Annotated in this window: 16 protein-coding genes; 4 read left to right on the plus strand and 12 right to left on the minus strand. The window is 68.5% G+C overall.

All coding sequences use genetic code 11. From position 1 onward, the window contains the following. Positions 1-50 precede the first annotated feature (50 nt). The 8 genes from O5M90_RS13410 to O5M90_RS13445 all read right to left on the minus strand — a co-directional run bounded on the left by O5M90_RS13410 (position 51) and on the right by O5M90_RS13445 (position 9048). Positions 51-1907 carry an ATP-binding protein gene (locus O5M90_RS13410; protein ID WP_137944220.1) on the minus strand — a complete coding sequence of 619 codons (1857 nt, stop codon included), beginning with the start codon at positions 1905-1907 and terminating at the stop codon, positions 51-53. A 44-nt stretch (positions 1908-1951) separates the two neighbouring features. Continuing rightward, positions 1952-3511, minus strand: coding sequence for an aldehyde dehydrogenase (NADP(+)) (locus O5M90_RS13415; protein ID WP_269840072.1), 1560 nt, complete (start codon positions 3509-3511; stop codon positions 1952-1954). A 2-nt stretch (positions 3512-3513) separates the two neighbouring features. Next, complete coding sequence (locus tag O5M90_RS13420; protein WP_269839146.1) at positions 3514-4503, minus strand: TRAP transporter substrate-binding protein; 990 nt, start codon at positions 4501-4503, stop codon at positions 3514-3516. Positions 4504-4522: 19 nt separating this feature from the next. Beyond that, a complete protein-coding gene (locus O5M90_RS13425) occupies positions 4523-5788 on the minus strand; it encodes a TRAP transporter large permease (protein ID WP_137944222.1) in 1266 nt (421 codons plus the stop codon). Position 5789: 1 nt separating this feature from the next. Next, positions 5790-6407, minus strand: a complete 618-nt coding sequence (locus O5M90_RS13430; RefSeq protein ID WP_262969069.1) for a TRAP transporter small permease — start codon at positions 6405-6407, stop codon at positions 5790-5792. Between the two features lie 19 nt (positions 6408-6426). Beyond that, a complete protein-coding gene (locus O5M90_RS13435; protein ID WP_269839147.1) occupies positions 6427-7344 on the minus strand; it encodes a dihydrodipicolinate synthase family protein in 918 nt (305 codons plus the stop codon). Between the two features lie 106 nt (positions 7345-7450). Continuing rightward, the gene (locus O5M90_RS13440) at positions 7451-8431 is read right to left on the minus strand and encodes a pyridoxamine 5'-phosphate oxidase family protein (protein ID WP_440402090.1); all 981 of its coding nucleotides are present in this window, start codon (positions 8429-8431) and stop codon (positions 7451-7453) included. Further along, entirely contained in the window at positions 8431-9048 is a 618-nt protein-coding gene (locus O5M90_RS13445) for a glutathione S-transferase family protein (RefSeq protein WP_137944226.1), read from the minus strand. Before O5M90_RS13445 ends, O5M90_RS13440 begins: the two co-directional genes overlap by 1 nt. A gap of 95 nt (positions 9049-9143) precedes the next feature. Here O5M90_RS13445 and O5M90_RS13450 point away from each other — a divergent pair, with 95 nt between their 5' ends. Continuing rightward, complete coding sequence (locus O5M90_RS13450) at positions 9144-10058, plus strand: LysR substrate-binding domain-containing protein (RefSeq protein ID WP_137944227.1); 915 nt, start codon at positions 9144-9146, stop codon at positions 10056-10058. A gap of 4 nt (positions 10059-10062) precedes the next feature. Here O5M90_RS13450 and O5M90_RS13455 read toward each other — a convergent pair whose 3' ends face one another. After that, complete coding sequence (locus tag O5M90_RS13455) at positions 10063-12672, minus strand: DNA topoisomerase III (RefSeq protein WP_269839149.1); 2610 nt, start codon at positions 12670-12672, stop codon at positions 10063-10065. Positions 12673-12786: 114 nt separating this feature from the next. On the opposite strand from O5M90_RS13455, the gene O5M90_RS13460 reads away from it, so the two are divergent. The 3 genes from O5M90_RS13460 to O5M90_RS13470 are packed head-to-tail and all read left to right on the plus strand — an operon-like array spanning position 12787 to position 14871. Next, positions 12787-13332, plus strand: coding sequence for an SET domain-containing protein (locus O5M90_RS13460; RefSeq protein WP_269839150.1), 546 nt, complete (start codon positions 12787-12789; stop codon positions 13330-13332). Positions 13333-13343: 11 nt separating this feature from the next. Further along, positions 13344-14186: a biotin--[acetyl-CoA-carboxylase] ligase gene (locus tag O5M90_RS13465; RefSeq protein ID WP_269839151.1), complete on the plus strand. Its 843-nt coding sequence runs from the start codon at positions 13344-13346 to the stop codon at positions 14184-14186. A gap of 4 nt (positions 14187-14190) precedes the next feature. Further along, the gene (locus O5M90_RS13470; protein WP_269839152.1) at positions 14191-14871 is read left to right on the plus strand and encodes a hypothetical protein; all 681 of its coding nucleotides are present in this window, start codon (positions 14191-14193) and stop codon (positions 14869-14871) included. Here O5M90_RS13470 and O5M90_RS13475 read toward each other — a convergent pair. The 3 genes from O5M90_RS13475 to tkt form a co-directional block, all read right to left on the minus strand. Then, on the minus strand, positions 14851-16689 hold the full coding sequence (locus tag O5M90_RS13475) for a S8 family peptidase (protein ID WP_269839153.1): 1839 nt from the start codon (positions 16687-16689) through the stop codon (positions 14851-14853). The two genes, O5M90_RS13470 and O5M90_RS13475, sit on opposite strands and share 21 nt — an antisense overlap. Before the next feature lie 175 nt (positions 16690-16864). Further along, a complete protein-coding gene (gene gap / locus O5M90_RS13480; RefSeq protein WP_137944233.1) occupies positions 16865-17863 on the minus strand; it encodes a type I glyceraldehyde-3-phosphate dehydrogenase in 999 nt (332 codons plus the stop codon). 71 nt (positions 17864-17934) lie between these two features. Beyond that, positions 17935-19983: a transketolase gene (tkt, locus tag O5M90_RS13485; protein WP_440402094.1), complete on the minus strand. Its 2049-nt coding sequence runs from the start codon at positions 19981-19983 to the stop codon at positions 17935-17937. Positions 19984-20047 lie beyond the last annotated feature (64 nt).

Genomic DNA, 20047 nt, shown 5'->3' on the forward strand with positions numbered 1-20047 from the left:
GCGCCGGCCCGGCCCGGCGCCTGTTGTGGAACTCGCGTAGCGAACAAGCCTCAGGACTGCAGCGCCATCTCCAGCTCGAAGCTGAAGCAGCTGCCCTGCCCCGGCGCGCTGCTGACGCTGATCTCGCTGTCCATCAGCCGCATCAGCTGCTGGCTGATCGACAGGCCGAGGCCGGTGCCGCCGTCGCGGCGGTCGATCTCGGAGACCTGCTCGAAGGGCTTGAAGAGCCGGGCCATCTGGGCCTCGTCCATGCCGATGCCGGTGTCGATCACCTCGACCCGCATGCGCGCCGCGCTGGGGTCTTGATGCAGCAGCCGGGCGCGCACCGAGACCTCGCCGGCATCGGTGAACTTGATCGCGTTGGACAGCAGGTTCAGCACCACCTGGCGCAGGCGCTGGCCATCCAGGCGCACCCGCGCCGGCAGCTCGGCGTCGATCTCGAGCCGGAACTGCAGTTGCTTCTCCTCGGCGCGCGGCCGCAGGCTGTCGCAGGCCACTTCCAGCAGGCCGCGCAGATCGACCACGGTGGGCATCAGCCGCACCCGGCCGGCCTCGATGCTGGCCATGTCCAGCAGGTCCGAGATCAGGCTCAGCAGATGCTCGCCGGAATCGCGGATCAGATTGATCTTGCCCTGCTGCGGCGTGCTCAGGCTGGTGTCCATCTGCAGCAGCTGGGCGAAGCCCAGAATGGCGTTCAGCGGCGTGCGGAACTCATGGCTCATCGTCGCCAGGAAGCGGCTCTTGCTCTGGTTGGCGCCCTCGGCGCGCAGCCGTGCCTGGTTGAGCTCCAGCGTGCGCTCGGCCACCAGTTCCTCCAGATGGTCGCGGTGGCGGGTCAGCTCCTGCTCGGCCAGGCGGCGCTGCGAGATGTCGCTGAGCATGCCCTCGATGCGCGGGCCCAGGCCATCGGTGTCGGCGACGATGTGCACGCTCAACTCGACCCAGAGCTGACGCCCCTCGCGCCCGCTGATCAGCAGCGGCACCTGCTGCAGCACGCGATGGCGCTGCAGCGCATGGGCGACCCGTTTGAACTCGGCCAGCTCGACCCCGGCCAGCCGGCGCAGGCTGACGGTGCCGGCCAGCGCCTGCTCGGGCCTCGCATAGCCCAGCATCTGGGCCAGCGCCTTGTTGACGCTCAGCAGCCGGCCGCGGCCATCGGCCTGGAAAATGCCCTCGGTGGCGTTCTCGAACAGGCTGCGATAGCGCTCCTCGCTGCGCCGCAGGCCCTCGGACGAGGCCTTGAGCTGCACGCTCATGCGGTTGAACTGCTCGGTCAGCTGGCCCAGCTCATCGGCGCGCTGCACCGGCAATGTGGCGCCCAGATCGCCACCGGCCACCCGCCGCGCCAGGCCGCCCAGCGCCATCACCGGACAGCTGACCAGGCGATGCACCAGCCAGTAGCTGGTCACGACGATGGCCGCCAGCACGGCGGCCAGCAGGCTGCCGACCAGCTGGCGGGTCTGGCCCACGCTGACCAGCACCTGTTCGCGGTTGAACACCAGCCGCGCCCGGCCGACCGCATTGGCCGGGCTTTGCGGCGAGGCCTGATGCAGGATGTCGACCTGGCGCTCCAACGGCTGCACCAGCGCCGTGTCACGACGCCGCAGCATAGGCTCGGCCTCGACCCCCACGGCCTTGATCTCGATCTCGTGCACCTCGGGATCGGCCATCACCGCATCAAGCAGATTGGCCACCGCCACCGTGTCCAGATTCCAGATCGGCCCGCCGAAACCACGCGCCACCATCTGGCTCATGCGCTCCGCGCGCCGGTCCAGCGCCGCCGTCAGCTCACGCTCCTCGCGTGCGGTCCAATACCAGGCGATCAGCACCACCAGCACCGTGGTGGCCAGCGCAATGCCGGCGATCAAGCGCGTCTGAATACTGAATGTTCTTGGCAGCCAGGCCATGCCTCTCCCTTAACGCCGCAGCGGCTGCCAAGTGTCGCCTATGTTCAGCCCTCCGGGGGACAGGGCTTGCCATCGCGCAGCCGCCACAGGCCCAGCGGGTTGTGCGGCTGCAGCGCCGGCGGCAGCAGCTCGGCCGGCAGATCCTGATAGCAGACCGGGCGCAGAAAGCGCTCGATCGCGGCCGTGCCCACCGAGGTATGGGCCGCGCTGCTGCTGGCCGGCCAGGGGCCGCCATGCACCATCGCGGGCGCCACCTCGACCCCGGTCGGGAAGCCATTGGCCAGGATGCGCCCGGCCTTGCGTTCGAGCACCGGCAGCAAGGCCTGGGCGAGCTGCGTATCGGCCGCATCCAGCTGCAGGGTCGCGGTCAGCTGGCCCTCCAGCGCCTCGGTCACCGCCAGCAGCTCGGCCTCATCGCGGCAGCGCAGCAGCAGCGCGGCGGGGCCGAACACTTCGTCATGCAGCAGCGGATTGGCGATGAAGCGCGCGGCATCGGCGACGCAAAGCTGGGCCGCGCCCTGCACCAGGGTTTCGACGCCGGGCTGCTCGCGCAGCCGCGCGGCGCCGGCCTCGAAGGCCGACTGGATGCCCGGGGTCAGCATGGTGCCGGCCGGCTTGGCGGCCAGCAGCGGCACGGCCGCCGCCACAAAGCGCTGCAGATCAGGGCCATCGAGCCCGACCAGCAGGCCGGGATTGGTGCAGAACTGGCCGACCCCCAGGGTCAGCGAATCGGCGAAGCCCTGGGCAATGGTCTCGGCCCGCGCTGCCAGCGCCGCCGGCAGCAGAAAGACCGGGTTGATCGCGCTCATCTCGGCATAGACCGGAATCGGCTGCGGCCGCGCCTGGGCCACGGCCATCAAGGCCTGCCCGCCGCGCCGCGAGCCGGTGAAGCCGACCGCCTGGATCACCGGATGCGCGACCAGGGCCTGGCCCAGCGCGGTGCCGGCGTCGTGCAGCAGCGAGAACAGGCCCTCGGGCAGGCCCAGCTCGCGCACCGCCTGCTGGATCACGCGGCCAACCAGCTCCGAGGTGCCGGGATGGGCCGGATGGGCCTTGGCAATGACCGGGCAGCCGGCCGCCAGCGCGGCGGCCGTGTCGCCGCCGGCCACCGAGAAGGCCAGCGGAAAATTGCTGGCGCCGAACACCGCGACCGGCCCGATGGCGATCTTGTGCGAGCGCAGATCGGCACGCGGCAGCGGCGCGCGTTCGGGCAGGGCCGAGTCCAGGGTCGCAGCGCTCCAGTGGCCGTCGCGCAGGGCCTGGGCGAACAGGCGCAGCTGGCCGACGGTGCGGCCGCGCTCGCCCTGCAGCCGCGCGACGGGCAGGGCCGATTCCAGATGCGCGCGCTCGATCAGCACATCGCCCAGCGCCAGCAGCCCCTCGGCGATGGCTTCCAGCAAGCGCGCGCGCTGCTCGGGCAGGCTGCGGCGCCAGGGATCGGCGGCGGCGCGCGCCAGCGCGCAGGCCCGCTCGACATCGGCCGCATCGCCGCCGCCAAAGGTCTCAGGCAAGACCTGACCCCGGATCGGGCTCCAGGCCTGGATCTCGCCGGCGGTGCCGCGCTTCGCTGCGGCGCCTATCAGCTGCTCACCGCTGATCGCCAGGCTCACAGCGCGGCCCCGACCTTGCGCAGCGCGGCGATCTGCGGCGCCTTGGGCAGCCAGAGCTTGTCGAAGTCGCTGATCAGCGCCTGGGTGTCCAGGCCCGGCTCGGTCCTGATCGCGAAGGGCACGGCCTTGAACTTCTCGATCAGGCCCAGCTCGGTGGTCACGATGTCCTTGATCTGCGCGTCCAGGCTCTGGCGCACCAGGCCGCGTATCAACTCCTTGTCCTTGGCATCCAGGCCCTGCCAGATGCGGCCCGAGACCAGCGGCGCGAAGGGCATGAACAGCGCATTCATCTGCAGCATGCTCTTGGCCACCTTGTCGAAGCGCTGGTTCCACGAGAACTCGATATCGGCCTCCAGCCCGTCGACCTGGCCGTTGGCCATCGCGTCGAAGACCTGCGGCGTCGGGATCGGCGTCGGGGCGGCACCCAGCGACTGGTAGAAGTCGCGGTAGACCGGCGTCGGGTTGATGCGCAGCTTCATGCCCTTGATGTCCTTGACGCCGGCGATCTCCTTGGTCGAGAACACCACGCGCATGCCGGTGATGCCCCAGCCCAGGCCTATGGTGCCGGTCTCGCGCGGCAGCACGTCCAGGAGCTTCAGCGCGGCCTCGTGGCGCACCAGCTTGGCGACGTCGGTGGTCGAGCGCACCAGATAGGGCGCGTTGATGGCCGCGACGCTAGCGACCCGCGAGCCCAGCTCGGCGGCCTGGATCCAGCCCATGTCCAGCGCGCCGGTCTGCAGCTGCTGCATCATCGCCGACTCGTTGCCCAACTGGCCCGAGTGGAAAACGGTGACGGACAGGCGGCCGTTGCTTTCCTTCTTGATGCTCTCGCCGAAGGCCAGCGCGGCACGGTTCCAGGAATGGCCGGCCGGCGTGATCAGGCCGAGGCGGAATTCCTTGGCCTGGGCGCGGGCCTGGCCGATGAAGGCGGGGGCGGCCAGCGCGGCACCGGCTTGCACGAGTTGGCGACGGGTCAGCAGAGTCATGGCGAGGACCTTTCGGGTGTTAGTTCAGGAGAGCGAGCGAGAGACTCGGGAACAGCGACAGCAGCACCAGCGCGACGCAGCAGATCACGAAGAACGGCAGCGTGACGATGAACATCTTTCCCGGCTTGGCGCCGGTCACGGCGGCCGCGACAAAGAAGCTCAGCCCCACCGGCGGCGACATCAGGCCCAGCACCAGGTTGACGACGACGACCACGCCGAAATGGCGCGGGTCGATGCCGTAGACCTCGGTGGCGATAGGCAAGAGGATGGGCACGGTCATGATCAGGCCGGGGATGCCGTCGATCACGGTGCCGATGATCAAGAGGATCACATTGACCAGCAGCAGAAAGCTGACCGGGTCCTTGGCCACGGTCTGTATCCACGCCGCCGCCGCCTGCGGCACCTTGCCGTAGATCAGCAGCCAGGAGAACACGGCCGCCGCGGCGACAAGAAAAAGCACGATGGCCGAGTAGACCGCCGCGCGCAAGAGGATGGCCGGCAGCATGCCGAAGCGGAACTCGCGCGTCACATAGCGGCCGATCAGCGCCGCCGCGACCGCGCCAACCGCCGCCGCCTCGGTCGGGTTGGCGAAGCCGCCGAGGATGGAGCCGACGATGACGATGGGGATCAGCAGCGTCGGCGAGGCGGCCAGCGCGGTGCGGGCGCGCTCGCGCAGGGTCCTGCGCTCGCTGCGCGGGTATTTGTAGATCACACCCATGCAGGCGATCACGACAAAGAACAGCAGGGTCAGCACGATGCCCGGCAGGATGCCGGCGGTCAGCATGTCGCCGACCGCGACCTGGGCCAGCACGCTGTAGACCACGAACATCACCGAGGGCGGGATGATGGGGCCCAGCATGCCGCCATAGACGGTGACGCCGGCCGCGAAGGTCTTGTCATAGCCCTGCTTCTCCATCTCCGGCACCATGATCTTGGACATGATGGCGACCTGGGCCGTGGCCGAGCCGATGATGGACGAGACCATCATGTTCGCGAGGATGTTGACATAGGCCAGGCCACCGCGCACCGAGCCGACAAAGGCCATCGCCAGCTCCACCAGGCGGCGCGTGATGCCGCCGCTGCTCATGATCTCGCCGATCAGGATGAACAGCGGAATCGCGATCAGGCCGTAGCTGTCGACCCCGCCGAACATCTGGCTGGGAAAGGACTGCAATAGCACGGTATTGCCGTTGCTGTAGATATAGACGATGCCGGCCAGGCACAGGCAGACGCCGATCGGCACGCCGACCAGCATCACGAAGAGGAAGAAGGCGCCGGTCAGCATCTCAATTCACCGCTTCTTCAGCGTTGTGGATATCGAAGCCCTTGACCTCGGCACGCGGCCGCAGGCCCAGGTCCTCGACCAGATTGGCCGCCGCATGCAGGCTGAACGTCAGGCCGAAAAGCGGCAGGATGGACTGCACGATCCAGGTCGGCCAGTTCAGCGTCTGGGTGCGCTCGGTGTAGAGAAAATTGAAGCTCTCGGCCGCATACTCCTTGGCATCGAAGCCGTAGCGGGCAATGCCCACCGGGTCCATCCACAGCCAGCACATCGCCAGCATCGCCAGCCCGAAGCACAGCACGCCGAAGGTGGCCAGGGCCTTGAGCCGGCGCGCGTTGCGCTCGCCGAGATGGTCGGTCAGCAGGCTGACCGCGAAGTCCAGCCGCAGCCTTGTCATTGCCGAGGCGCCGACAAAGCAGAGCCAGACCACCAGATAGACCGCCGCCTCGTCGACCCAGTAGATCGGCACGCCGCTGTAGCGGGTCACGACGTTCAGCAGTATCAATAGGGTCAGCCCGCCCATCAGGCCCATCAAGGCCAGACGTTCGAGCTTCAGGACGGCGGCGGAGGCCTGCTGCACCCGGCGGGCCCAGAGGTGTCGCGGTGCAGCAGCGTCGTTCATCGTGCGGGCCTGGCTCTGATCAGGCCACCGAGCGGTACTGGGCCGGGCGCGTTGCCAGCGCCTTCTCGACCACGGCGGTGACGAAGGCGCGCTCCTCGCCGATCAGCGGCAGGCGCGGCCGGCGCATATGCTCGCTGCCCACGCCCACCAGCGCGTCGATCAGCTTCAGGTTCTGCACCAGCTTGTTGGACACGTCCAGATGCAGCATCGGCGTCATCCACTGATAGAGCTTCAGCGCCTCGGCCCACTGCCCAGCCTTCATCAGGTCGAACAGCGCGACGGTCTCGCGCGGGAAGGCGCAGCCGACACCGGCCAGCAGGCCGTCGCAGCCCAGCGCCAGGCCCTCATAGGCCAGATCGTCGACGCCCAGGAAGAGCTGGTAGCGGTCGCCCAGCGTATTGCGCAGATCGGTGATGCGGCGGATGTCGCCGGTGCTTTCCTTGATCGCGGCGATCCATTGGCAGTCGGCCAACTCCTGCATATGCTCCGGCTTCAGATCGACGCGGTAGGCCACCGGGTTGTTGTAGACCATCACCGGCTTCTGCGCGGCCTCGGCCATGGTGCGCACATTGAGCATCGCCTCGCGGGCGTCGGCCACATAGATCACCGAGGGCATCACCATATAGCCGGCCACGCCCAACTTGTTCGCGCCCTCGATATAGCGCAGCGCCTCGCGGGTGCTGGTCTCCGAGACATTGGCCAGCACCGGCACCCGGCCGCCAGCGGCGTCCAGCGCGATGCGGGCCACCTCCAGCTTCTCTTCCAGGCTCAGGGTGCTGGCCTCGCCCAGCGAGCCGCAGGTCACGACACCGTGGATGCCGTTGCGGATCTGGAAGTCGATATGGCGGGCCGTGCCTTCGGCGTCGATGCGTTCATCGGCGAAGAACTTGGTCGTGACGGCCGGGAAGATGCCGGTCCAGCGGGGTTGATGGCTCATGGCTGCTGCTCCTGTGTTGCTGTGTTTTCACTGCTGTTGTTGTTAATATATTTGTAGCATTCTTAAAAAACATCAGCGTAAACCACTAGCCAAGGCCCCGCCAAGCTCAGCCCGGCTGCGCGCGCAGCGTCCCGAACTGCGCCGCCGGCTCGGGCGCGCTCCAGCGCCAGGGCAGCACCGCCGCGCGCCAGACCGCCCGCTGCACCCGCAGGCGCAAGACCCGCTGCGCCCCCGGCCAGGGGGCTCGCGCCACTTCGTCGTCCCACAGCAGTTCCGCCTCGGCCTGCAGCTGCAGCAGGCCGCCGCCTGCGTAGTCGACAAAGAGCAGACCGGCCTGCGGATAGAGGCTCAGATTGCCCAGGGTGTTGAAGAACTGGTTGCCCGGGTAGTCGGGCAGGCTCAGCAGCAGGGCGCCGTCCTCCCCCTGCGCCAGTTGCACGAAACCCGGCTCGCCGCCGCGGTGCGAGACATCGACCCCCTGCTCGGGCCCGCCCTCGGGCCGGGGTGCCGAGGCGCTGGCGATGAACAAGGTGTCGCTGCGCGCGATCAGCGCGCGGGCGGCGGCGTCCAGCCCCGGGCCCAGCCAGACCGGCACCGCAACGCCCGGTGGCTGCGGCTCGGGCCGGCGGGCCTGGATGTATTTGGGGCAGTTGCCGAAGCTCTGCTCGACCGCCAGCGCCAGGCCTTGCTGACTGTCGAAGGCGCGCACGCGGCCGTTCATCCGATTGCGCCGCCGCGTGTGCGGCTCCAGGCCCAGCACGCCCACCGGCGCGCCGGGGGCCAGCGTGGCCAGCGCCGGGTCGCCGGCATCAGGCACGACGGCCAGGTGCATGGCGCGCGCGTCCGGCGTGCGGACAAAGCCCGGCGGCCCGGCCAGCATCGTGGCCCAGGGCCGGCCCTGCGGGTCCAGGCTGCCCAGCAGCAGGGTCGGCAGCTTCTCGAACAGCTCGCGGTGCTGGTCGGGCATGTGGTCGCGCAGCACCACCGGGGCGATCTCGGCCAGGCGCTCGCGCAGACCGACCCGGGCCTGCAAGGCCTGCTCACCGGCATGGAAGGTACCGGCTGCGGATGAAGAAGGGGCGGCCATCACAGACGATCCGGCAGCGCAATGAACCCGGGCAAGGCCTCGACCCGGGCCAGCCAGGCGCGGATGCGCGGGTAGGGATCCAGCGCCAGGCCGCCCAGCCCCGCCTGCGAGCTGTAGCTGTAGAGCGAGATATCGGCCAGGCTGGGCGCGGCACCGTCCAGCAGCCAGTCGCGGTTCTGCAGCTCGGCCTCCATGAAGGCGAACAGATGGCGGCCCTGCACCAGGCTGCGCTCCTCGACCGGCCGGCCAACCAGGCCCGCGAAGCGCGCGCCGGCCACGCCGTCCAGCCAGCTGGCCGCCAGGCTGAACCAGCGCTGCAGCCGTGCCGTGCCCACCGGGCCGCTCGGCAGCCAATGGCTGTCGGGCGCATAGCGCAAGACCAGATAGAGCAGGATGGCGTTGCTGTCGCTGAGCACCAGATCGCCGTCCACCAGCACCGGCACCTGGCCCAGCGGGTTCAGCGCCAGGAACTCGGGCCGGCGCTGCTCGCCGGCCAGCAGATCGACATGAACGACTTCATAGGGCAGGCCCAGCAGGCTCAGCATCAGCTCGACCCGGTGGCAATGGCCCGAGGCGGCCAGGCGGTACAGACGCAGGGGTGGGGTGATCGCGGTCATCAAAGACTCCGTTGTGAGGAGGCTTGACCTTATCTATTGCCAATACCGTTTTGAATACCGATAGTCAGGCTTTCAGAATTACGCCGCTCGAAACAATGGACCATTTGCAAAGCCTGCGCGCCTTTGTGGCCGTGGCCGATGCGGCCGGCTTTGCCGCCGCCGCGCGCCGCCTGGACTGCTCGCCGCCGGCCGTGACCCGGGCGATCGCGGCGCTGGAGGGGCGGCTGGGCGTGCTGCTGCTGCAGCGCAGCACCCGCTCGGTGCGGCTGACCGAGACCGGCGAGCGTTTTCTGCAGGACTGCCGCCGCATCCTGGCCGAGCTGGACGAGGCCGAGCGCGCGGCGGCCGGCGTGCAGGGCGAGGCTCAGGGCCTGCTGGCGATCACCGCGCCACAGATGTTCGGCCGCCTGCATGTGGCGCCGCTGATCGCGGACTTTCTGCGCGCACAGCCGCGCGTGCAGCTGCGCAGCCTCTTCGTCGACCGCCTGGTCCATCTGCTCGACGAGGGCATCGATGTCGCCGTGCGCATCGCCCACCTGCCCGACTCGGGCCTGACCGCGTTGCCGGTGGGCAGCCTGCGGCGCCTGGTGGTGGGCTCGCCCGAGTATCTGGCCCGCGAGGGCCGGCCGCAGACCCCGCAAGACCTGGCACGGCACCAGGCCATCGGTTTTTCCTTCGATGCGCTGACGCCCAAGCCCTGGCGCTTCCGCGACGGCCAGGTGGCCCATCCGCGCGTCGCCTGGGTCAGCAATAACAACGAGGTCAGCATCGCCGCGGCCGAGGCCGGCCAGGGCCTGACGCGCTGCCTGGCCTACCAGGCGGCCGAGGGCCTGCGCGCCGGGCGCCTGTCCATCGTGCTGGCCGAGCATGAGCTGCCGCCGGTGCCGGTGCACATCGTCTACCCGGCCGGGCGGCGCGCACCGGCCAAGGTGCGCGCCTTTGTGGACTTCGCCCGCGAGCGCCTGGCCGCCGAGCCGGTGCTGCGCGGCGAGGGGCTAGCCCCCGCTTAGCCGCCTAGCTCTTGGCCGTGGCCTTCTTCGCGGCCGCCTTCTTGGCCGCCGGCACCTTGGCGGCGCGCGGCTCGAACTCGAACATCACCTTGCCCTCCTTCTTGTCATAGGCCAGGAAGGCCTTGAACTTGCGGCGGGTCTTGTTCGAGACGAAGTTCTCCAGCAGCTCGGTCTTGCCCTCGGCCAGCAGCTTGCGCATCTGGCCCGTCTCGATCGGCTGCTGCAGGATGATCTTGCCGCTCTTGAAGTCGCAGGTGACGGCCGCGCCGACCGCGTGCTCGCAGACGTAGTTGCTGCCGTGCTCGTAGACATGGCCCTGGCACTTCGGGCAGGCGCCCAGCGATTCCTGGCCGCCGAAGTCGACCGGCTCGCCGTCGCCCTCGGCCTTCTTGGCATCCTCGCCGAAGTCGAACTCCAGCTTCCAGTTGCTGATCTCCTCGTCATAGACCAGGGCCAGCTCGGCGGTGAAGGGCCAGCCGGCCTTGGAGCGGAAGCCTTCCAGCGGGCCGATCTTCTTGTCGGCCAGGAATTTCTCGACCTCGTGCAGCTCGAAGCTGCGGCCGCCCGGGATCTTGCCGATCGAGAAGCCGCAGCCCTCCGAGGCGCCGTCCTTGCCGGTGCAGGTGAAGCGGCGGTAGTTCTCCTTGACGATGCCGGCGCACTTCGGGCACGGCGTCTTCAGGGTCGCGTAGTCGCCCGGAATCGTGTCGCGGTCATAGGACTTGGCCTTTTGCACGACCTTCTCGGTCATCGCGGCGATCTCGGCCATGAAGGCGTCGCGCTCCAGCCGGCCCTTCTCCATCTCGGCAAGCTTGAACTCCCAGTCGCCGGTCAGCTCGGGGCGGGTCAGCTCCTGCACATCCAGGCCGCGCAGCAAGGTCATCAGCTGGAAGGCCTTGGCCGTCGGGATCAGCTCGCGGCCCTCGCGCAGCATGTATTTCTCGGTCAGCAGGCCTTCGATGGTCGCGGCCCGCGTCGCCGGCGTGCCCAGGCCCTTCTCGGCCATGGCCTCGCGCAGCTCGTCGTCGTCGATCAGCTTGCCCGCGCCTTCCATCGCCGACAGCAAGGTGGCTTCGGTATAGCGGGCCGGCGGCTTGGTCTGCAGGGCCTTGACGTCGACGCTCTCGGTCGCGACCAGCTCGCCCGGCGCCACCGCCACCAGATTGGCATCGTCCTCCTGGACTTCCTTGCCATAGACGGCCAGCCAGCCCGGCTTGACCAGCACCTTGCCATTGGTCTGGAAGTTGAACTCCTTGCTGTCCCCGTTGATCTGGGCCTTGACCGTCGAGATCCGCGTCGTCACCTGGAACTCGGCCGGCGGGAAGAACACCGCGAGGAAGCGCTTGACCACCAAGTCATAGAGCTTGGCCTCGATCTCGGTCAGGCTCTTGGGCGCCTGCAAGGTGGGGATGATGGCGAAGTGGTCCGAGACCTTGGCGTTGTCGAAGACCTTCTTGGTCGGCTTGATATAGCCGTTCTTGATCGCGGTCTTGGCATGCGCCGCCAGCTCGCGCAGCGGACCCGGCAGGTCCTCGCTGGCGATCATCTCGGCGGTCTGCTTGGCCACGGCCAGATAGTCCTCGGGCAGGAAGCGCGAGTCGGTCCGCGGGTAGGTCAGCACCTTGTGCTTCTCGTACAGGGCCTGGGCCAGGCTCAAGGTGGTCTTGGCCGAGAAGCCGAAGCGCGAATTGGCCTCGCGCTGCAAGGTGGTCAGGTCGTAGAGCCCGCCGCAGCTGCTGGTGGTGGGCTTGCTCTCTTCGCTCACGCTGGCCGGCTGGCCCTGCACGGCGGCGGCGATCGCGTCCGCATCGGCCTTGTTCCACAGCCGGTCGGCGCGCGCCTCGGCGTCCTCGCCCTTCTTGAACTTGGGGTCGAACCACTTGCCCTCGTACTGGCCGGCGACGGCGTCGAAGCTGCCGCGCACCTCCCAGTAGTCGCGGTAGACGTGCTTGCGGATCTTCTCCTCGCGCTCGACGACGATGGACAAGGTGGGCGTCTGCACCCGGCCCACCGTGGTCAGGAAGAAACCGCCATCGCGCGAGTTGAAGGCCGTCATCGCCCGCGTGCCATTGATCCCCACCAGCCAGTCGGCCTCGGAACGGCAGCGCGCGGCATCGGCCAGCGGCAGCATCTGCTTGTCGCTGCGCAGCTTGTCGAAGCCATCGCGGATGGCTTGCGGCGTCATCGACTGCAGCCACAACCGGCTCACCGGCTTGGTGATCGCGGCCTTGGCCGTGCCGGCGTACTGAATGATCAGGCGGAAGATCAGCTCCCCTTCGCGGCCCGCGTCACAGGCATTGATCAGGCTGGTGACGTCCTTGCGGCGTATCAGTTTGACCAGGGCATTGAGCCGGCCCTTGCTCTTGTCGATCGGGTTCAGGTCGAAATGCGGCGGGATCACCGGCAGATTGTTGAAGCTCCATTTGCCGCGCTTGACGTCGAACTCTTCCGGCGCCTTGATCTCGACCAGATGGCCGACCGCCGAGCTGACGACGTAATGCTCGTTCTCGAAGTATTCGTCGTACTTCTCGAACTTGCCCGACTGGGGCGTCAGCGCGCGCACGATGTCCTGCGCAACACTCGGCTTCTCGGCAATGATCAGTGACTTGCTCATGGTTCTTTCTTTTGGCGGACCGCCGCGAGTATCGCTGGCAGCCTGCCTACAATCCGGCCTCGCGCACACGCACACGCGCGCACGCCCATGATTTCAATGTAACCAACTCGAACGATGACGCAAGCCGCCGCCGCCAAGAAGCCCGCGCCCAAGAATCAGGCCAAGCCCCAGGTCAAGACCGGCCGCCGCATCCAGGTGCGCCGCTCGGGCGTGCACGGCCGTGGTGTCTACGCGATCGACTACATCCAGGCCGGCGAGACCCTGATCGAGTACACCGGCGAGCGCATCAGCTGGGACGAGGCCATGGACCGCCATCCCCACGACCCCAGCCAGCCCAACCACACCTTCTACTTTCATATCGAGACCGGCGAGGTCATCGACGCGCTGCACGGCGGCAACAGCTCGCGCTGGATCAACCACAGCTGCGAGCCCAATTGCGAGGCCGACGAGACCGACGACGGCCGCGTCTTCATCAAGGCGCTGCGCGATCTGCTGCCCGGCGAGGAGCTGTTCTACGACTATGGCCTGGTGATCGACGAGCGCTACACGCCCAAGCTGAAAAAAGAATTCGCCTGTTATTGCGGCAGCGCCGACTGTCGTGGCACGATGCTCGCGCCCAAACGTAACAGTCAACGTCACAACCAACGCAGCAGCACCTGAACACAGAGCCCATGGCCGAACATCAACAGTGGGGGGTTGAAGCCCTCTGGCAAGACCTGGAGGCGCTGCTGCCGGGCATGAGCATCGAGGTGCTGGCCCGTGCCGAGTCGACCAACTCGGCCCTGCTGGAGCGGGTGCGCAGCGACGCCCGCCAATCGTTCGAGCCCAGCCCCTATGGCCGCCGCGCCCACGATCTGCAGCCCTGCCTGCTGGTGGCCGAGCACCAGACCCATGGCCGCGGCCGCATGGGCCGCAGCTGGCACGCCGGACCTGGCGCCTCGCTGACCTTCTCGTTGGCCCTGCCGATGTCGCTGAGCGACTGGTCGGGGCTGTCGCTGGCGGTAGGCTGCGCGATCGCCGACGCACTGGAGCCCCCCACCGAGGCCACGCCGCGCCTGCAGCTGAAGTGGCCCAATGACATCTGGCTCGATGGCCGAAAATTGGGCGGCATCCTGATCGAGACCGTGCCGGCCGCCGGCCAGCGCATGGTGGTGGTCGGCGTCGGCCTGAATGTCGGCGGCCAACCGCCGGCCGCCGATGCCCAGTACCAGACCGGCTTTGCCTCGCTGGCCGAGTTGCAGCCGCAGCTCGATCCTCCGGCGGTGCTGGCGCGGGTGGCTCGGCCGCTGATCCAGGCCCTGCTGGACTTCCAGACAGCTGGCTTCGCCCCCTGGCAATCCGCCTATGCGCGGCGCGACCTGCTGCTGGGCCGCCACGTCACGGCCGGCGCACTGGAGGGTCTGGCCCAGGGCGTCAACGCCCAGGGCGAGCTGCTGTTGCAGACGGCCTCGGGCCCGCAGGCGGTGGCCGGCGGCGAGATCAGTGTGCGCCTGGCCGCCGACGAGGCCTCTTGAGCCCATGCTGAGAGTCCTGGTTATTGCCCTGCTGCTGCTGAATCTGCTGTTCTTCGGCTGGAGCCAGGGTTTACTCGACACCGTGCTGGGCCTGCGCGCCGGCGGTGAGGGCGAGCCCGAGCGCCTGAAGCTGGCCCAGCATGCCGAGCGTGTCACGGTGCTGTCGCCGCAGGCCATCAGCGCGATGCAGACACGCGGCTGCCTGGAGCTGGCACCGCTGCCCGGCGACGAGGCCTTGAAGGCGGCCCAGGCCGCGCTCGAACGCTTCGGCCTCGGCAGCAGCGACTGGCGGGTGCAGAGCAGCGATCAGCCAGGCCGCTGGGTGGTGGCGACCAACAAGCTCGAGTCGGCCGAGCAGCAGGCCCGCAAGGAAGAGGTCTTCAAGCGCCTGCGCCTGGCTTACGAGCCGCTGCCGGCCCCGCAGGGCGAGCAGCCCAGCCTGGTGCTGAGCCAGCATGCCAGCGCCGAGGCCGCCGAGGCCGCGTTGGCCTCCTACGAAAAGCGCGCGCTGCGCGGGCTGCGGGTGCTGCAGCTGCAGGCGCCCGGCCAGTTGCACAGCCTGCAACTGCCCAGCGCCGATGGCAGCGTGCAGGCCCGTCTGCTGAACGCCAAGGACCCTGCGCTGGCGCCGGGCTTCAAGACCTGCCCGCCAGCGCCCGCCGCCTCAGCCGCCAGCGCGGCCTGAGGGGCGACCCCGCCGCAGCGCCAGGCTGGCCACGCCCAGGCCCAGCAACCAGGCCAGGCTGCTGGCGCCACCACCACCACCTCCTCCTCCGCCGTCGGTGCTCGGTGCGGGTGCGGGTGCGGGTGCGGGTGTCGGTGTCGGTGTCGGTGTCGGTGTCGGAATTGGCGTTGGCGTTGGTGCAGGTGCCGGTGCAGGTGTCGGCGCGGGTACGGCAGCCGCGACGGCGGCGCCCGCGTCGAGCATGCCGGCGCCGCAGGTGCTGGTCGTGCAATAGCACTCCAGCTGCTCGGCGTTGCTGGGTGCCTGGCAGCTGGCGGTGCCGGCGGTGGCGCCGGTGGTCGGGAAGGGGCGCACGGTCGAGGTCAGCAGATTGCGCACCTGGCTGGTCGTCAGGCTGGGCTGCAGACTCAGCATCAGCGCCACCGTGCCACTGACCAGCGGGGTCGAGAAGCTGGTGCCAACACCGCTGGTGTAGCTGTTGTCGGCCGCCACCGGCCCTTGAGTCCCGCTATTGCCGGTGCTGTAGAGCGGGTAGAGGCAGGGGCCCGTCGCATTGCCATTGGCATCGACATTGACGCAGTTGCCGCCGGGCGCGCTGAGCGTGACCTGCGGCCCGATGCTGGAGAAACCCACTTTGGAGCCGACATGGCGCAGGCCGGCCACGGTGACGACGCCGGCGCAACTGCCCGGCGCGCCGACCGCATGACCGGCCGAGTTGCCGGCCGCCGCAACCACCACCACATTGCGGGCCGTGGCCTCGGCAATCACCTGGGGATAGAAGGTCCCGCAACTCGCACCGCCGCCCAGGCTCAGGTTCAGCACCCGGGCCGGGTTCGGATTGCTGGGCACGCCCGGCACATCGACGCCCATGGCCCAGCGCATGCCGGCCATGATGTCGGAATCAAAACCACCGCACTTGCCCAGCACCCGCACCGGCAGCACCTTGGCGCCCCAGGCCACGCCGGCCATGCCCAGGCCGTTGTTGCTGACGGCCGCGATCAGGCCGGCGACGCGCGTGCCGTGCCAGGAGCTGTTGCCCACATCCTCGCTGGTGCACTCGGCGCCGAAGGTGCCGGTATTGACATCGGCCTGTGTCACCCAGTCGCCGGGATCGGAGGCATTGCTGTCATGACCATTGCCGTCATTGGCCATCGCCAGGCCGCGGGCATCCGCGTTGTTGTAGGCCACGAAGTCATAGCCGCCGACCAGATTGGCCGCCAGATCGGGATGATCGGGGAGCACGCCGGTGTCGAGCACCGCAACGACGATGGAAGCACTGCCGGTCGTGCGGTCCCAGGCGGTCGGCGCATTGATGCCGGAGACGACCTCGCCGGCCGGCGGCTTCAGGTACCACTGCCCGGCCGCAGGCCCCGACCCGGCCACGGTCGCATAGGCCGGGTCATTGGGCACCAGGCTGTGACGCCGCAGATGGTCGACCTCGACCTGCTCGACCTCCGGATCGGCCGCCAGGCGCCGCGCCAGATCGGCCGAGCTCAGCCCCTGGGCGCGCACCACCTGGGTCCGGGCATCCAGGCTCAGGCCGGCGCGCAGACCACCCCGGGCCGCCAGCCCGGTGCGTAGCGCCAGCGCATGGGCGCGCTGACCGGCCAGATCGGCCACCTCGGCGGGCGCCGCCCGGCTGGCCATGGGTTTGGCCAGCACCGAAGGCGCGGCCGCCTTGAAGCGCACGATCACGCGGGCCTGTGCCTCGTCGCTTGCGCTCGCCGGGGCTGTCGCGGCCGACAGGCCGATAGGCAGGCCGGCCAGGCCCAGGGCCAGCAAAGAGGGACGGAACACGGGGCTGCGTAGGCGCTTCATGGTTTGACCCATTCTGGGCTCGGGCACGCCCAGCGGGCGCGATCAGCGCAGTTTAGAGGGCCGACCTTTGCGTCCGTGTGTAAACAAACGCAAAACCACCCGGGTGTTCGGGCGACCAAGCAAAAAGGCCTTGCCCGTCGCCGGGCAAGGCCTTGAGGTCAACAGGACGGGCTGCTTACTTGGAAATCACGCGCACCATCTCGAGCACCTTGTTCGAGTAGCCCCACTCGTTGTCATACCAGGCCACCAGCTTGACGAAGGTGGAGTCCAGCGCGATGCCGGCGTCGGCGTCGAAGATCGAGGTGCGGGCGTCGCCGCGGAAGTCGGTGGCCACCACCTTGTCCTCGGTATAGCCCAGCACGCCCTTCAGCGCGCCTTCCGACTGGGCCTTGAACTCGGCGCAGATCTCCTTGTACGAGGCCTCGCTGTTCAGCTCCACGGTCAGGTCCACCACCGACACGTCCGAGGTCGGCACGCGGAAGCTCATGCCGGTCAACTTCTTGTTCAGCTCGGGGATCACGACGCCGACGGCCTTGGCCGCACCGGTGCTCGACGGAATGATGTTTTCCAGGATGCCGCGGCCGCCGCGCCAGTCCTTGTTGCTCGGGCCGTCGACGGTCTTCTGGGTCGCGGTGGCGGCGTGCACGGTGGTCATCAGGCCGCGCTTGATGCCCCACTTGTCGTTCAGCACCTTGGCCAGCGGGGCCAGGCAGTTGGTCGTGCAGGAAGCGTTCGAGATGATGGCCTGGCCGGCATAGGTCTTGTCATTGACGCCGAACACGAACATCGGCGTGTCGTCCTTGCTCGGGGCCGAGAACACCACCTTCTTGGCGCCAGCGGCCAGATGCTTCTCGCCGCTGGCCTTGTCCAGGAACAGGCCGGTGGCTTCGACGACGATGTCGGCACCGACTTCGTTCCACTTCAGGTTGGCGGGATCACGCTCCTGCGTCAGGCGGATCTTCTTGCCGTTGACGACCAGGGTATTGCCGTCGACCGCGACCTCGCCGTCGAACTTGCCGTGCACGCTGTCGTACTTCAGCATGTAAGCCAGGTAGTCGGGCTCCAGCAGGTCGTTGATGCCGACGACTTCAATGTCCTTGAAGTTGGCGATGGCGGCGCGGAACACCATGCGGCCGATGCGGCCGAAGCCGTTGATACCGATCTTGATCGTCATAGAGGTCTCCTAAGTCAGAAAAGCAAAATCCATGAAAAAGGGGCGCCACGCACCCCTTCGAACTCAAACCATCACTTCTTCGTCTTCAAACGGGCCAGGCCCAGTGCCACCTTGACCGTGTCCACCACATTCTCGGGCGTGAAGCCGAAATGCTTGAACAGCACCGGCGCCGGGGCCGACTCGCCGTAGCTGTCGATGCCGACGACGGCGGCGACGCCGTACTTCCACCAGCCATCGCTGACCCCCATTTCCACCGCGACGCGCGGCAGGCCTTCGGGCAGCACGGCCTTCTTGTACTTGGCGTCCTGGCGGTCGAACACCGTGGTCGAGGGCATCGAGACCACGCGCACCGCGATGCCCTCGGCGGCCAGCGATGCCTGGGCATGCAGGGCCAGTTGCACCTCGGAGCCGGTGGCGATGATGACGCCCTGGGCCTTCTTCTTCAGGCCCACCTCGGCCGGCTCGCTCAGGACATAGCCGCCCTTGCTGATCTCGTCCAGATTGGCCTTGGGCGCATAGGGCAGGTTCTGCCGGCTCAGTGCCAGCACGCTGGGGCGGGTGGCATTGCCGATGGCCATGGTCCAGGCCACGGCGGTCTCGGTGGTATCGGCCGGGCGCCAGACATCCAGGCCCGGGATCAGGCGCAGGCTGGCCACATGCTCGATGCTCTGGTGGGTCGGGCCGTCCTCGCCCAGGCCGATCGAGTCGTGCGTGAACACATGGATGACGCGCTGCTTCATCAGCGCGGCCATGCGGATCGCATTGCGGCTGTAGTCGCTGAAGGTCAGGAAGGTGCCGCCGTAGGGGATGTAGCCGCCATGCAGCGCAATGCCGTTCATGATGGCGGCCATGCCGAACTCGCGCACGCCGTAGTTGATGTGGCGGCCGCCGTTGCTCGAGCCATCGGCCTCCAGGCGGAAGGCCGGCGTGCTCTTGGTATTGGTCAGGTTGGAGCCGGTCAGATCGGCCGAGCCGCCCAGCAGCTCGGGCACGGCGGCGGTGAAGGCTTCCAGCGCCAGCTGGCTGGCCTTGCGGCTGGCGACGGTCTCGCCCTTGGTGTGGGCGGCCACCACCGCGTCCACCGCGGTCTGCGCGAAGTTGGCCGGCAGCACGCCGGCCATGCGGCGCTGGAACTCGGCGGCCAGTTCGGGGTGGGCCGTGGCATAGGCGTCGAAACGCTCGTCCCAGGCCTGCTCCAGCGCGGCGCCCTTGGCCTTGGCGTCCCAGTCGGCATAGACCTCGGCCGGCACGACGAAGGGCTCATGCGCCCAGCCCAGCGCCTCGCGGGTCAGCTTGATCTCGTCGCCGCCCAGCGGCTCGCCATGGGCCTTGGCGGTGTTGGCACGGTTGGGCGAGCCCTTGCCGATATGGGTCTTCGCGATGATCAGCGAGGGCATGTCGGTGCTCATCTTGGCCAGCGCGATTGCGGCGTCGACCGCATCGACATCATGGCCGTCGACCGGGCCGATGACGTTCCAGCCATAGGCCTCGAAACGCTGGGCGGTGTTGTCGATGAACCAGGGGGCGACCTGGCCGTCGATCGAGATGCCGTTGTCGTCGTAGATCGCGATCAGCTTGTTCAGCTTCCAGGCGCCGGCCAGCGCGCAGGCCTCGTGGCTGATGCCCTCCATCAGGCAGCCGTCGCCCAGGAAGGCATAGGTGTGGTGGTCCACCACCGCATGGCCGTCACGGTTGAACTCCTTGGCCAGCATCTTCTCGGCCAGCGCCAGGCCCACCGCATTGGTGATGCCCTGGCCCAGCGGGCCGGTGGTGGTCTCGACGCCGGGGGTGATGCCCACCTCGGGATGGCCCGGGGTCTTGCTGTGCAGCTGGCGGAAGGCCTTCAGCTCGGCCATCGGCAAGTCGTAGCCCGTCAGGTGCAGCAGCGCATAGATCAGCATCGAGCCGTGGCCATTGCTCAGCACGAAGCGGTCGCGGTCGGCCCATTGCGGGTTGGCCGGGTTGTGGCGCAGATGGCGGCCCCACAGCGCGACGGCGATATCGGCCATGCCCATCGGTGCGCCGGGGTGGCCCGAATTGGCTTGCTGCACGGCGTCCATGGCCAGTGCGCGAATGGCGTTGGCCATCAAAGTGGGGTTGCTTGCAGCGGTTTGAGCCATGGTGGGTGCGGGCGGAGTTGCGGGTAAACGTGGGATTTTACTTGGCCGCCGGCCCCACCCCGGC

The organism is Paucibacter sp. M5-1, assembly GCF_027498415.2.
Classification (GTDB): domain Bacteria; phylum Pseudomonadota; class Gammaproteobacteria; order Burkholderiales; family Burkholderiaceae_C; genus Roseateles_E.